Annotated in this window: 11 protein-coding genes; 8 read left to right on the top strand and 3 right to left on the bottom strand. The window is 61.0% G+C overall.

Annotation, left to right across the window (positions count from 1 at the left end; translation table 11 throughout):
- The first annotated feature begins 203 nt into the window (after positions 1 to 203).
- From DXD16_RS08960 to DXD16_RS08950, 3 genes are all read left to right on the top strand, one after another.
- Complete coding sequence (locus DXD16_RS08960) at positions 204 to 2,177, top strand: ATP-dependent DNA helicase RecQ (protein WP_117583849.1); 1,974 nt, start codon at positions 204 to 206, stop codon at positions 2,175 to 2,177.
- Between the two features lie 2 nt (positions 2,178 to 2,179).
- Positions 2,180 to 2,935 (top strand): GntR family transcriptional regulator, encoded by a 756-nt coding sequence (locus DXD16_RS08955; protein WP_117629032.1) that lies wholly within the window; start codon positions 2,180 to 2,182, stop codon positions 2,933 to 2,935.
- 145 nt (positions 2,936 to 3,080) lie between these two features.
- Positions 3,081 to 4,049 (top strand): SIS domain-containing protein, encoded by a 969-nt coding sequence (locus tag DXD16_RS08950; RefSeq protein WP_117655850.1) that lies wholly within the window; start codon positions 3,081 to 3,083, stop codon positions 4,047 to 4,049.
- Positions 4,050 to 4,181: 132 nt separating this feature from the next.
- Here the strand turns inward: DXD16_RS08950 and DXD16_RS08945 are convergent, their stop codons facing one another.
- Positions 4,182 to 5,159, bottom strand: coding sequence for an L-lactate dehydrogenase (locus DXD16_RS08945; RefSeq protein WP_117655849.1), 978 nt, complete (start codon positions 5,157 to 5,159; stop codon positions 4,182 to 4,184).
- Between the two features lie 211 nt (positions 5,160 to 5,370).
- On the opposite strand from DXD16_RS08945, the gene metA reads away from it, so the two are divergent.
- Positions 5,371 to 6,297, top strand: a complete 927-nt coding sequence (gene metA, locus DXD16_RS08940) for a homoserine O-succinyltransferase (protein WP_117655848.1) — start codon at positions 5,371 to 5,373, stop codon at positions 6,295 to 6,297.
- Between the two features lie 438 nt (positions 6,298 to 6,735).
- Complete coding sequence (locus tag DXD16_RS10230) at positions 6,736 to 7,698, top strand: hypothetical protein (protein WP_147326477.1); 963 nt, start codon at positions 6,736 to 6,738, stop codon at positions 7,696 to 7,698.
- Positions 7,699 to 7,916: 218 nt separating this feature from the next.
- Here the strand turns inward: DXD16_RS10230 and DXD16_RS08930 are convergent, their stop codons facing one another.
- Together DXD16_RS08930 and DXD16_RS08925 are read right to left on the bottom strand one after the other, a co-directional pair.
- Complete coding sequence (locus tag DXD16_RS08930; RefSeq protein WP_117655847.1) at positions 7,917 to 8,513, bottom strand: 5-formyltetrahydrofolate cyclo-ligase; 597 nt, start codon at positions 8,511 to 8,513, stop codon at positions 7,917 to 7,919.
- A gap of 383 nt (positions 8,514 to 8,896) precedes the next feature.
- The gene (locus DXD16_RS08925; RefSeq protein ID WP_117655846.1) at positions 8,897 to 11,935 is read right to left on the bottom strand and encodes an insulinase family protein; all 3,039 of its coding nucleotides are present in this window, start codon (positions 11,933 to 11,935) and stop codon (positions 8,897 to 8,899) included.
- Positions 11,936 to 12,416: 481 nt separating this feature from the next.
- Between DXD16_RS08925 and DXD16_RS08920 the strand changes: the two genes are divergently transcribed.
- The 3 genes from DXD16_RS08920 (at position 12,417) to DXD16_RS08910 (ending at position 14,221) form a co-directional block, all read left to right on the top strand.
- A complete protein-coding gene (locus tag DXD16_RS08920; protein WP_117655845.1) occupies positions 12,417 to 13,121 on the top strand; it encodes a GntR family transcriptional regulator in 705 nt (234 codons plus the stop codon).
- A gap of 135 nt (positions 13,122 to 13,256) precedes the next feature.
- Positions 13,257 to 13,676, top strand: coding sequence for a PTS sugar transporter subunit IIA (locus DXD16_RS08915; RefSeq protein ID WP_117634365.1), 420 nt, complete (start codon positions 13,257 to 13,259; stop codon positions 13,674 to 13,676).
- Between the two features lie 71 nt (positions 13,677 to 13,747).
- Positions 13,748 to 14,221, top strand: coding sequence for a PTS sugar transporter subunit IIB (locus tag DXD16_RS08910; RefSeq protein WP_117634363.1), 474 nt, complete (start codon positions 13,748 to 13,750; stop codon positions 14,219 to 14,221).
- The last annotated feature ends 123 nt before the right edge of the window (positions 14,222 to 14,344 follow it).

Genomic DNA, 14,344 nt, shown 5'->3' with positions numbered 1-14,344 from the left:
GGGGCGTTTTCGCTGACTTATGCTCAACCTGAGACGTTTCCACGCCTGTCAAGAGCTTAGCCGTTGGGGACGTTCTTAAACGACTAGTCATTCAAGAACGTCCCCAATGACTACCCGCAGAATGAGCGTGGCTGACAGCCGTACGGCAGCGGTCCGCGTGGCGGCGTATAATCGGCGGCAGATGACTTGGACGTTAGGAAACCATGACCGATAGCATGCAGCAGATGGCGCTCGACACGCTCGGCGCCTATTTTGGCTACACCTCGTTTCGCCCGGGGCAGGACCGCATGGTCGATGCGATCCTTGCCGGCCGCGACGCGCTGGGCGTTATGCCCACGGGCGCCGGCAAGTCCATTTGCTACCAGGTGCCTGCGCTCATGCTGCCCGGCATCACCTTTGTGGTGAGTCCGCTGCTGTCGCTTATGGAGGACCAGACCCGCGCACTGCTTGCGGCGGGCGCGCGCCCCAGCTATCTCAACTCCAGCCTTACGCCGGCTCAGCAAAATACCGTGCGCAAGCGGGCGCGCGAGGGTCGCTACCAGCTTATGTATGTGGCACCTGAGCGCCTGCTCGAGCCGCGTTTTCTGGCCTTTGCGCAGGAAGCTGCGGCCGAAGGCGGCATCGGCGTTCCGCTCGTGGCCATTGACGAGGCCCACTGCGTGAGCCAATGGGGTCAGGATTTCCGCCCCGCCTACCTGCAGATTCGCGAGTTTATCGATTCCCTGCCGCAGCGCCCCATCGTGGCGGCCTTTACCGCTACAGCGACTGAGCGCGTGCGTGCGGACATTCAGCAGATGCTCGGCCTGCAAAACCCGGCGACGGTGGTGACGGGCTTCGATCGCAAGAACCTCTACTTTGGCTGCGAGGAGATGGGCGACAAGGCTAAGACCGCGTGGGTGCGCGACTATGTGATCGCGCATTCGAGCGAGAGCGGCATCGTGTATTGCTCGACTCGCAAGACGGTTGATGCGCTGGCAGGAGAGCTTGCTGAGGCGTTGGGTCCCAGCGGCATTCGCGTTGGCCGCTACCATGCCGGCATGGGTAATGACGCCCGCCGCCAAAGCCAGCGCGCCTTTATCGACGACGATATTCAGGTGATGGTTGCCACCAACGCCTTTGGCATGGGCATCGACAAGCCCAACGTGCGCTACGTCATCCATAACAACGTGCCCGAGAGCATCGAGGCCTACTACCAGGAGGCGGGCCGCGCCGGCCGCGATGGCGATCCGGCCAGCTGCCACCTGCTGTGGAACGGCAACGATTTTCGCATGCGCCGCTTTTTGATCGACCGCGGCGATGCGGCCGACGAGACGCTCGACGACGAGCAGCGCGCGTGGGCGCTCCAGAACCGATATCGCCTGCTCAGTCAGATGGAAGGCTATTGCAACACCACCGGCTGCCTACGCGAATACATGCTGCGCTACTTTGGCGACGAGGCCGCGGCCGAGCATACGGCCGTGGGCGGCGCCGCCGCGGATGAGGCCGAGGGCTGTGGCAACTGCAGCAACTGCCTCACGCAGTTCGAGGTCGAGGACGTCACCGGTATGGCTCGCGCCGCCGTGCGCTATGTGGCCACGCGCCCCATGCGCTTTGGCAAGTCGCTCATCGCCGATGTGCTTCACGGCGGCAACACCGAGCGCATTCGCCAGATGCATCTGGACGAGGACCGCGGCTATGGTGGGCTGTCGAGCGAATCGGTCGGCCGCATCAAGGACATCATCGGCCAGCTGTGCGGCCGCGGTTATTTGGCCACCTCGCAGGGGCAGTACCCGGTCGTGGGCCTGGGTCCGCGTGCCGGCGAGGTCGAGGACGAGGCGTTTGCCTTTACCGTTAAGCGTCGCGCGTCCAAGCGCAAGGCCTCGGCCCGTGCTCGCCGTGCGGTGGATCTGCTGCGCGAGGAGGCCGAGCTGGATCAGCGCCCGCGCGTGGGCGACGATGCCGAGCTGTTCGAGCGCCTGCGTACCCTGCGCAAGGAGATCTCGACCGAGCTCGAGATGGCGCCGTACATGGTCTTTTCCGACAAGGCCCTGCGCGGCCTGTGCCGCCTGCGCCCGCAAACGCGCGACGAGCTGATTCAGGTCAACGGCATCGGCGAGAAAAAGGCCGATGCCTTTGGCGAGCAGTTTATGGCGGCGATTGAAGAGTTTGAGTCCGAGCATGCGCGGGATGGAGCGTAACGATGGCAACCGACGATAAAACCGACCGCGCTGGCGTATCCGCCGTACCGCTGTACCAGCAGGTCATGGACGACCTGAAGGGCGAGATCGCGCGCGGCGTGTATGCGGCCGGCTCGCGCATTCCTTCCGAGATGGAGCTCGCGAAGTCTTACGGCGTGGGACGCATCACCGTGCGTCGCGCCATCGAGGAGCTGTCGCGCGCGGGATATCTCAACCGACAGCAGGGGAGGGGCACCTTTGTGTGCGCTCCCAAGCTCAAGCGCAAGATTGTCCAGAAAGGTGACGTCCAGAGCTTTACTGAGGGTTGTGCCGCCAACGACATGGTGGCCGGAGCGCGTCTGGTGTCGCGTACGGTGGTCGCGGCGACGCGCGAGGATGCGGCGTTCTTTGGCGTGGAGCCCGGCTGCGAGCTCATCGTGGTCGAGCGCGTGCGCACGGCGGATGGCGTGCCCGTCATGCTCGAGAACAACGCCTTTGTGCTGGCCGACCATCCCTACCTGCAGACGCTTGCCGATAAGGACCTCACCGATAACTCGATCTTTGCGCTCGTTGCCGAGCATTCGGGCCGCGCGCCGCTCAAGTCCGACCCCTGTACCGTGGAGATTGCGCTTGCCGATGCTCAGGCGGCCCCGCTGTTGGAGGTGCCGGCCGGCGAGCCACTCTTCTATATGGAGGCGTACTTTACCGATGAGGACGAGCGGCCCCTGCTGCTCGGGCGCCAAAAGATCGTGGGCTCGCGCTACGTGTTCGACATCTAACGTCCATAGATAGAACAACATAGAACAAATTTGCTGAAATGACTTCACCTGCGACAGCTCGCATGCTATAAATAGGACAACATAGAACGACAGCAGGTACGAGCTGCCGTCGTTCAAAAACCGCCACACAAGGAGGGACATCACCGTGAACGCACACGATCTGATTCAGGAAATTATCGAGCGCAAGGGCAAGATTGAGAACGTCTTTTGGATCGCCTGCGGCGGTTCGATGATCGACCTGATGCCGGCCAATGAGCTGCTCAAGCGCGAGGCAACCACGTTTACCTCGACGGTCTACACGGCACGCGAGTTTTGCCTGATGGCTCCCAAGAGTCTTGGCGAGAAGTCACTCGTCATCGCCTGCAGCCACAGCGGCAACACGCAGGAGGTCGTCGACGGTTGCGAGATGGCGCTGGCAGCTGGCGCCGAGGTCGTGGCCATGACCGACTGCGAGGGCTCCAAGATCGATAACGGCAAGTGGACCACCTGGGTCTATCCGTGGGGCGAAGGCGTGCCGCAGGCCGAGGTACCGCAGGGTATCGGCGCTCTGATCGCCGCCGAGCTGCTCGACCAGCAGGAGGGCTACGAGGCGCTCGCCGACATGTACGAAGGCCTTAAGCAGATGGACGCGCTGCTGCCCGCCGCCCGCGAGAAGGTCAACGCCGAGCTGGGCGTCCGTTTTGCCGAGCTCTGCCAGCAGCACGAGTTCTTCTACATCCTGGGCTCCGGCCCCAACTTTAGCCAGACCTACGCCATGGCCATCTGCTCGCTCATGGAGATGCAGTGGCAGCACTGCTGCTACATCCACTCCGGCGAGTACTTCCACGGCCCGTTCGAAGCCACCGAGCCCGGCGTGTTCTACTTTGTACAGCTCGGATCGGGCGAGTGCCGCCCCATGGAGGAGCGCGCGCTGGCGTTCCTCAACACGCACACCGATACGGTCATGGTGCTCGACGCACTCGAGTACGGCGTGGGCGACGTGCCTGCCAGCGTGCGTTCGTACCTGGAGCCGATCTTCTTCTACAACATGAGCTGCGAGCTGCGCGCCGCCCGCGGCAAGGTGTTCGACCACAGCCCCGAGGTTCGTCGCTACATGGGCATCGAGCAGTACTAGGTAACGGGAAAACCATTCACCTTCGATTCGCAAGGGCACTGCGTGAGTCAAAAAAGTGGGCCGCGCCGGGGATTTCCGGCGCGGCCCACTTAGTATCGCGCTTAGATTCGCAAGGTTGCGGCAGCCAGCGGCCTACTTTGCGTCGTAGGCCTCGGTGTCCCACCAGTCGAGCTGGGCGATGTTGTCGCGGATGTGCTGGCAGCTCTTGTGAAAGCCCTCGAGCTCGTACTCGGACAGGTCGAGCGTGTAGACCTCCTCGACGCCCTCGGCACCGATCACGCACGGCAGGGAGGTAAAGATGCCCTCCTCGCCATACTGGCCGGTCATGAGCGTGGAAGCGGAAAGCACGGCGTGCTCGTTGTGCAGCACGGCGGCGCAGACGCGCGCGGCGGAGTTGGCGACGGCGTATTCGGTGCACTGCTTGCCCTGGTAGGTCACATAGCCGCCCTTACGCGCGAGCTCCTCGACCTCCATGTGGTCAAAGGCGTACTTGTCGGGGTTCTCGGCCTGAAGCTCGTTGAGGTTTTTGCCGGCGATGGTTGCGGCCTTAAAGGCGGCAAGCTGGCTAAAGCCGTGCTCGCCGATCATGTAGGCGTCGATGGACTTGGGGCTCACGCCGACCTTCTTGGAGATCTCGGTGCGCAGGCGGGCGGAGTCCAGGCCGCAGCCCGAGCCGATGATCTTCTTGGGATCGTAGCCGGTCAGGTGCCACAGCTCGGTGCACACGACGTCGCAGGGGTTGGAGATGCTCACGAAGATGCCGTCAAAGCCGGCGTCGACGATGCGCTTGGCAAAGGTGCGGGCGGCGTCGGTGGTAAAGAACAGCTCGCCGTCGCGGTTGCCGGCGGCCAGCGCGACCTTGCCGGCGGCGTTGACGATGACGTCGCAGCAGGCCAGCTCCTCGTAGTGGTCGTAGCAGTTGACGATCTTGGTGTTGTACGGGACAAACGAGAGGGAGTCGCGCAGGTCCTGGACCTCGGACGTCACCTTGGCCTCGTTGATATCGCACAGGTACAGCTCATCGGCAATGCCCTGCATGAACAGGCTGTTGGCGACATGTGCTCCTACGTGGCCCTGGCCGACCACACCGATCTTACGCGTCTGGTACATATATGTATCCTTTCGGCCGAGTTTTTCGCGTCGAACCATTGTAGCGTCCTGTTGCCACTTTGCTAGGCTAAAGCGCCACAGATTTTTGGGACATGCCGTAATCTCTACTTTTGGAGTGATTTGGGCCGCTGACGGCATCGCTGGGCGATGTGCTCGCGCGGATGGGGCCGGTCGTTGTACCATAGCTGCAACTGACTCATAAGGAGCATCCATGCCCATTCGCATCCCCGACGCCCTCCCTGCCGCCGCGCAGCTCGAGAGCGAGAACATCTTTGTCATGACCGAGTACCGCGCGCTGCACCAGGACATCCGTCCGCTGCGCGTGCTCATCCTCAACCTCATGCCCACCAAGATCGCCACCGAGACGCAGATCATGCGCAAGCTCTCCAACACGCCGCTGCAGGTGGAGGTGGACCTGCTGCGCACCAAAACGCACGAGGCCACGCACGTGAGCGCCGGCCACCTGGAGACGTTCTACCGCACGTTCGACGACATCCGCGACATCCACTACGACGGCCTGATTATCACGGGCGCGCCCGTGGAGCAGATGCCGTTCGAGGAGGTCGACTACTGGCCCGAGCTCTGCCAGATCATGGATTGGTCCACCACGCACGTGCACTCCACGCTGCACATTTGTTGGGGCGCGCAGGCGGGGCTCTACCATCATTACGGTATCCAGAAGTACGACCTGCCGGCAAAGGCGAGCGGCGTATTTGAGCATTATCTGGTGAAGCCGCAAAGCCCGCTGGTCCGCGGCTTTGACGACCGCTTCTATGCCGTGCATTCGCGCAACACCGATGTGCGCCGCGAGGACGTGGAGGCCGAGCCGCAGCTTGAAGTCGTGGCCGTGTCCGACGAGGTAGGCCTGTATATCGTCAAGTCGACCGACAGCCGCCGCTTCTTTGTCTTTGGCCATCCCGAGTACGATACCGACACGCTGCGTCTGGAGTACGAGCGCGACGTGAAGCGCGGGCTCAACCCTCAGGTGCCGGCGCATTACTTCCCGGGCGACGATCCCGCTGCCGAGCCGCGCAACGTCTGGCGCAGCCAGGCTCAGCTGCTCTACACCAACTGGCTCAACTACTACGTCTACCAAACCACGCCCTACGACCTGGCCCGCGCCGGCGAAGAGCACTAGGCCGCTGTCGTGGCTGTGGCTGCGGCGGTTACCGTGGCCGCTACGCGACGAGCGTGGATAATCGGACGCATGTTGAATGAGCGTGGATAATCTCCCACTTTTGGTCGAGGAACAGGCCCAAAGTGGGAGATTTTCCACGCTCGATTTTTCTGCGGCTGTCGTAGGCGGCAGCACCACGCGTCGAGTGTTTACGGACAGCATCGCAAACTAGGTAGTTTCGAGCCACAGCATATTTTCTTTTAAGGAAATCGACGGCTTTTGAGGCATAAAGATGTGGAGACAGGGACCTCTCGACAACCGTTCTACCTGCAGATATAAGCCATTAACCTAAAGCGTTCAAAACCGTCAAGCATTTGGTCAGCTTTTGGTTGGCATTTGGTCAGACTTCGCATGAAACCGCCTGGTACGTTGGCGCCGTTCCAAGAGTTGGGAGGCGACGTGGCAAACATGACGGCGAATCAAAGACTTGCAGGTCACATTAAGGCATGCGAACAGCAGATGAGCTGCGTGTACGCGCGAACTGCGGCGGAGGCAAAGCAGATTGAGCGACGGGTGGCGGCGGGAAGTCTAGAGGCGGTCATGCCAGGGCTGTATGCGCGTCCGGAATATTGGTCCGAACTCAAGTTTCGACAGCGTTATCTGCATCGGGTGCGGGCCCTTGCGCAAAAGCATCCCGACTGGACGTTTTGCTCCTATACGGCGGCTGTTATCTATGGCCTTTCGGTTTCGCATGCCGATTTGACGCACATCCATATCGCCGTGGCACCGGCACAATCAACGACGCCGGGCTCTCAGGTCGTTCGCCATCGTTATGTTCGTCAAACACGGGCCACCCAGATGGACATTGCCGTGACCGATATCGATCAAACGATTACGGATTGCCTGGTCGATGCATCGTTTGTCGAGGGACTGATCATTGCGGACTCGGCGCTTCATGAGCAGCTGTTGTCGAAGGAGCATCTCGTTGAGGCAGTCAACAAGCTTGGCTTAAATCGTCGCGGTGTTGTGACGGCGCGCAGGGTTGCACGGTATGCCGATGGCCTGTCGGAAAGCGGTGGCGAGTCCAAGGCGCGCGCCCTGATGATCGAGCGCGGCTGGCAGACGCCGGAGCTGCAAATTGAGCTGTTCGACCCGGTTGAGCCGGGACGGCCGTATCGCGTCGACTACTTGTGGCGCGTGGAAGATCGGCTGATCATCGGGGAATTTGACGGATTCGTTAAAAGCGAGAAGGCAGCGGAGGAGGGCAAGCTCGCAAAGGCGCAGTTTGATGAGCGCCAGCGCGAGTCGAGGCTTTCGCTGCTTGATAACTGCAGGATCGTGCGCTTGTGCTGGGATGATCTGAGGGATCCGGCAAAGCTCGATCGCAAGCTCAAAGTTGCCGGCGTGCCGCGTGCATGTTGAGGCGGTTGCGGGGCGTTAAGCTGCACGAGCGTGGATAATCGGACACACGAGCGCGGAAATCTGGACGCGCGTTGATTGAGCGTGGATTTTCAGACATACGAGCGTGGATTATCGGACGTTTGAATAATGAGCGTGGATAATCTCCCGTTTTTTGCCCCCGAACAGTCCCAAAGTGGGAGTTTTTCCACGCTTATCTTGCGGGTGCGATACAACGACATTTAGGCGCTGACGATGTTGGGCAGCGGCGGGTCGTGGACGTCGGTGGGGACGTGGTCGATGCGCTGTTCGTCAAAGGCGATGCCGACGATTTGACATGCGGGCGAGAGCATGGACAGGTAACGGTCGTAGCAGCCGCCGCCGTAGCCCAGGCGCGCGCCGGTTTGGTCGAAGGCCACGAGCGGCACAACAATCATGTCGAGTGCTTCGGCAGGCACGATGGGGAAGCGGTTGCTGCCGATGTCCGCGGCAGCGAAGGCTCGCGTGGGATGAGTGATAAACGGAGCCGCGGACGCATCGTCGGCGGCAACTGCCCGCATGCACATACGCTGGCCACAAGCTGCGGCTTCGGCTGCCGAGAGCATGCACGGATAGGCTGCGCGCCAGCCGCGCGCGGCGGCCGCAGCGGCAAACGCGGCAGGGTCTGCCTCGGAACCCATCGCGGCATAGACGGCAACGGTGCGCGGCGCCGCGGCATCCAAGCGGCCCAGCAGCTCAACCAGCCGTGCACAGATATCAGCAGACTTCGCTGCCCGCAAGTCCAAATCAAGAGCATCGCGCCGAGCAATCACCGCCCGCCGCAACTCAGCCTTATCCATCCATCACTCCTCTAGCAAGCCTGCCAAAAAGGGACAGGTTTATTTGGCAGGTTTTATCTGGGCAAACACCCAAACCACCACACAAATCATCGCAAGGGGGGCAGTTCATGGAGACCTTCGTAGTGGTTTTGACGAAGAGCGGGTGTTCGCGGCGGTTTGTCTCGATCTGTAACAGTAACTCGGCAAAATTGGACTTAGATGTTACAGATTGAGACAAAGGGCCGGCGTCATCCGGAAACGTCTCGATTTGTAACATCTGGAGCCGATATTGCCGTCTAGATGTTGCAGATTGAGACAAACCGCCGCGGTGGGCTGCGCCGCCCCACTCAAGCCGCAGAAAAAGGTAGATTTTCAGGCATGCTCCAAAAATCTACCTTTGTGCGTTAGCCCATCAGGTCGACTACGTTGAAGTTGGCGTTGCTCTTGGCGATGACGTCGCGGCCACCAAAGACGCAGGTCGGCGACTCGGCTGCGATGCGCGTTACGTCGGCGCCGAGCGAGCGCAGCTCAGCGGGTGTGGTCGCGAGCATTTGGGCGCGACGCTCCTCGCGTGCATGCGGGTCGAGCCCGGCAAGGTAGGTCGTATTGCGGCGCTTGGTGAGCGCGTAGGGCTTCGCCGGCGCGTCCATGCCACTCACGCAGCTCACGATAAAGCCCTCAAAGGCGGCCTCGTCGGGCTCAAAGCTGCCGAGCCATTCGCCTGCGCGCGCCACGCGCTCAATCGAGGGGTCGATTGCCGGGTCGCGGTAGGTGTAGAACGCCGTCTGACGCTCGCCGGCCGCGCGGAATCCACAGCCGTACGCGCCGCCTTTTACGCGGATTTCGTTCCACAGGTAGTCGTAGGAGAGCGCGTTGGCGGCAACCGCCCAGGCGCCTGTCACGTCAATGCCTAGGCGACGCGGATCGCACGCACGCGCGGCAAAGCAGATGTCGCTGGGGATCACGAAAGCCTCGTGGCGGTCGCACGGTGCCGGCACCGCGAGCGCGTCGCGGCCGGCACCATCGCCCGCACCCAGCCCCAGATCGCCCGCGGCATCCCAGTACGCGTCAAAGTCCTCGTCGCTGCCGGTAAAGCTCGCCATGCAGCCATCGGCCACAAAGATGCGGCCTGCCAGCTCGGCAAGCTTGGCGCGCAGGTCGTCCAGGCGCTCGCCAAAGTGCTCGAGCAGATCGCGCAGGAACAGGTAGAAATCCACGCCCGAAAGCTGCTCGCGCACCACGGCCGAAGGCGAGCTGTAGCTCATCGCGCGACCCAGCGCCGCCGAGTGGCCGTTGTTGATAAAGCCCTGCTCAAGCCCAATGCGAATCTGCGTAAGCACGTCTCGCATGCGGTCGGCGTCGGCGTCCGCCAGCAGTGTGCTCGACCACACCTCGCGCGGCAGGCCCGCCAGCGCATCGATCTTCTCGGACAGGGCGCCGGCGCTCACCAGCAGGTAGGGATGCACGCCGTCCACGTCGGGCTGAGTCATGACCTCGGTCGTAAAGCTCAAAAAGCCCAGCTTGCCGGCGAGCAAGTTATCGAGCTCCTCGGCCGAGTGCTCGCCCGTGGGCAGTTGTTTGAGCAGGCGGCAGAGCAGCGTTACATAGGGCAGGTCCTCAAACGCGACGCAGCTCAGGTCGAAATACTGCATGGCGTAGGCCAGGCGGTTAGTGGGGATGCCGTGGCGCAGACAGGGGATGGGCGCAGTCGTGTCCACGACCAGCGGCGGCTCGGGGCGCGCCTCGCCAATGTCGGACACGCGCAGGCGCGGCAGCGTGGCCTTGTCCTCGGGCGTGTCCTCGGCCTCCTGCGCGGCACGCAGCGCGGCCGTGCGCTCGACCACATCGGCCAGCTCGGCATCGGTCATGGCATCGCGCTTGGCTGCCAGCTCGGCTGCCTCGGCGCCCTCCGAACCCTCGGCGGCGTCCACCGGCACCAGCTCAACGAGCGCCATGTGGTCGTTCTGCAGCACCAGCTCGCGCAGCAGGTCCTCAAAATAGCTGCCGTCCAGCTCGCCACGCAGCTCCTCGTACACCGGGCCGTACTTGAGCGCCAGCGTCGCGGCGTCGTCATCGTAGAGCCAGGTGCTCAGCGCGTCGCACGCAATGGCCACGCCGTCGGCGATGCCGTAGTCGCGCTGGCGCAGGTCGTACTCGTTGCTGCTGATGATGGCTTCCAGGCGCTCGCGCGGAACGCCGTGTTCGCACAGGTCGCGGCAGGCGTCCTGGAACACGCGACGCAGCTCGCGCGCCACGCCGGGCTGTGCGTTTTGCAGCATGATGAGCTCGTAGGGCTGCAGGCTCTCGGCCGCGGTGCAGCTCACCACGTTGCCGCCCAGGCCGGCGGCCAGAATGGCCTTCTTAACCGGCGCCTCGTTGGAGCCCAACAGCGCCTCAAACAGGATATCCGCCGCGATCGTGCGCTTGCGGTCGAGCGCGGATCCCAGCACAAGGCCCAGGCCCACCAGGGCGTTCTCGGGCGTGGTTGCCATCTCGACGCGCTTATACTCGCAGGTCACGGGCGCCTGCACGTCCAGCGGATTGGGTGCCAGCGTGGACGGGTCCTCGCCGGCGGCGACGGCTGCGTCCATGCGGCGGCTCGCGGCGCTCGGCTGCGACAGATAGCGCTCGTCCAAAAAGGCCAGTGCGCGGTCCACGTCCAGGTCGCCGTAGAGCGTGATGTAGGAGTTGGAAGGATTGTAGTGGCGAGCGTGCGTGTCCAGGAACTGCCCGTAGGTGAGCGCGGGAATCGCGCGCGGGTCGCCGCCGCTCTCGTGCGCATAGGCGGTATCGGGATAGAGCGCGGCGTTGACGGCGTCGTCCAGCACGCTCATGGGGTCGGACAGCGCGCCCTTCATCTCGTTGAACACCACGCCGTTATAGCGCAGCGTGCCCTCGTGCAGGCTCGCGGCGCTGCCATCGCCCTCGCCCTCGGCGCCCTCCGGCAGGTCCAACTCGTAGTGCCAGCCCTCCTGCTCAAAAATGGTGGGTTTGGTATAGATGGCCGGGTTGAACACCGCGTCCAGGTACACGTCCATCAGGTTGTACAGATCTTGCTCGTTGGTGGTGGCAACGGGGTAGATGGTCTTGTCGGGGTAGGTCATGGCGTTGAGGAACGTCTGCATGGAGCTCTTGATCAGGTCGACAAACGGCTCCTTGACGGGAAACTTAGCCGATCCGCACAGCACCGAGTGCTCAAGAATATGGAACACGCCGGTGGAGTCGGCCGGCGGCGTCTTAAAGCCAATGGCAAAGGCTTTGTTTTCGTCGTCGCACGCCAGGTACAGCAGGCGAGCGCCCGAGGCGGTGTGGCGCAGCACGTAGGCGTCCGAGTCGAGCTCGGGCACGGTCTCGCAACGCTCGACGGCAAAGCCGTGGCAGGTGGTGCCGGGTGCCAGCAGCGCGGCGGCTGCGGCGCGCGGGTCGGTTGAGGTGGTGGGCATATGCAGTCTCCTTTGACGCCCCAGCGGGGGCGAATCGAGTCGAATCCCCGAGAGTATACCCATATGGGGCCTTCGACCAATCTGCCGGATGAGCGTGGATTTTCTGGCACACGAGCGTGGAAATTCGGACGTCTGCCGCACGAGCGTGGATTTTCGGACGAAATCGGCCGCCAAAAGCCCAAAAACCGTCCAAATATCCACGCTCGCGCGTCAAGTACGTATCTCTCACCTCACATTCATCTCTACGACGAGGGATGAATGTGAGACAGGTATAAGATAAAAATCAATCGGCTTATCGGATGCATATACCGCCATCAGATTGAAGCTGTATGCGGAAATGGATGGACTCTACACCGCTTACGCAAAATAACCCCTCGTTTGCTAAAACATTATAGGAAATGGCGTGGAGTGCTAAAAAGTTCTAATACAATATAAGTCATTTATCTATAGGCTGCTGATTCCTTGTAAAGGTATGGTTGATATGGTTGAGGCAAATAGCGTTATCCCCCTGTACAAACAGATTGTTCGTGCGCTTTCTGATTCAATCGCCAACGGCACGTACCGCCCGGGAGATAAGCTTCCGACCGAGGCGGAGCTTATCGAGCAATTTGGCGTGAGCCGAATAACGGTTCGCTCCGCAATTAAAGAAATGGAAGATGCTGGGCTTGTTGAGAGGGCCCGCGGCAAGGGCACGTTCGTTTCGTCGGACACGCAGATGTATGCCGCGGACGACCGTGAGAACTTTACCCATTCGTGCCAGCTTGCGGGCAAACAGGCGTCTACCAGGGTTCTCGAAATGGGCTGGGACTTCCCAAGTCTGCGAGACGCGAAGTTCCTGGGCGTAGACGATACCCAAAAGGTATTGCGTAGCCGTCGTCTGCGCCTTGTGGATGGCAAGCCCACGATGCTGGAAACCAATAGCTATTCCGCTGCGCTTTCTTTTTTGGAGCATGAGTCCCTCGATGATTCGCTGATGGCGGTACTCGATCGCCAGGGGATCAAGATGGGTCCCAACACGCGTACGCTCGAGGTCTGCTATGCGAGCGAGCTCGAGGCGGCATACCTTAACGTGGAGCTGGACTCTTCGCTGCTTCTGTTTGTCGATAGACGTTATGCCCCAAGTGGCGAGCCGCTTTTCATCTCCCGTCAGGTGTACTGCACCGAGCGACTGAAGTTCTATTTGTAAATTAGCGATAGATTGGTCGATTTACCGACCAATTGTTACCGTTCGCGGATTTGGAAAATAGACACACCACGTAGGGTAGATTGCTAATATACTTTGTTATGACAATATAGTACGTCCTATTGGTATTGGAGAACTATGAATAAGATATTGCTAGCGAGTCATGGTTATCTCGCCCAAGGCATGAAAAGCTCTCTGGAGATTCTGATGGGCACCAACGACCGAATCGAGTGCCTGTGCGCCTATGTCGATGACGATTCAAGGGACGTCGCGGCGTTGATTGATGCATGGATGGAGACGAGGGACCCTGCCGACTCTTGGTTTGTCGTGACTGACATCTTTGGCGGCTCTGTAAACAACGAATTCATTCAGAGGCAGACCGACGGATCGTTTACGTTAATCGCTGGAATGAACTTGCCGCTGCTGGTGGAAATGGTTACACAGATGGACTCCCTGGATGCGGACAAGGCCAAAGCCGCGGTCGAGGGATCGCGTTCGTTTATTCAGCTTTGCGAGGCGGCGGACATGCTTGCCGGCGCCGAGGAAGAAGAGTTCTAGTTAGTTCTGGTTCGAGCCCTAGCTAGGGGCCACACCTGTCATTCCCTTTATCACGTGCGGAGATGATAACGATGATTAAGCTTACGAGAGTTGATTACCGACTGATTCACGGCCAAGTTGCCATGTCCTGGACTCACGCTTTGGATGTAGATTGCATCTTGCTTGCCAGCGATGCTGTGGCAAAAGACGACATGAGGAAGGCGGCCTTGAGGCTCGCCCGCCCCAACGGCGTTAAACTCGTCATCAAGGATGTTGACGCTGCTATCGAGGCGCTCAACAGCGGCGTTACCGACAAGTATTCGCTGTTTATCATCACTGAGACGATTGAAGATGTCTATCGTCTCGCTAAGGGTTGCAAAGACATCAAAGAGATCAATCTGGGCGGAACCCGAAAGACCCCTGAGACCACGCTTCATCCGACCCCTGCGATCTTTGCGACCGAGAAAGATGCCGAGCATATCCAAGAGCTCCTGGGCGATGGCGTGGCCATCGAAATCCGTCAGGTCCCCAATGACGCTAAGGTGTTTGCCAAGGACGTTTTCTAGCCGGAAACACGTTGATGCTCGGCATTTATTGAACCAATGCTCTATGCCTATGCCCGTCGATCATTTGATCGGCGGGCTTTTTATTACAGGCTTTAGCCTGTGCGGGGCGCGCAGCGCGCCGCA

The organism is Collinsella sp. TF11-5AC (assembly GCF_003436775.1).
Lineage (GTDB): Bacteria > Actinomycetota > Coriobacteriia > Coriobacteriales > Coriobacteriaceae > Collinsella.
This window is presented reverse-complemented; position numbering and strand designations above follow the sequence as displayed.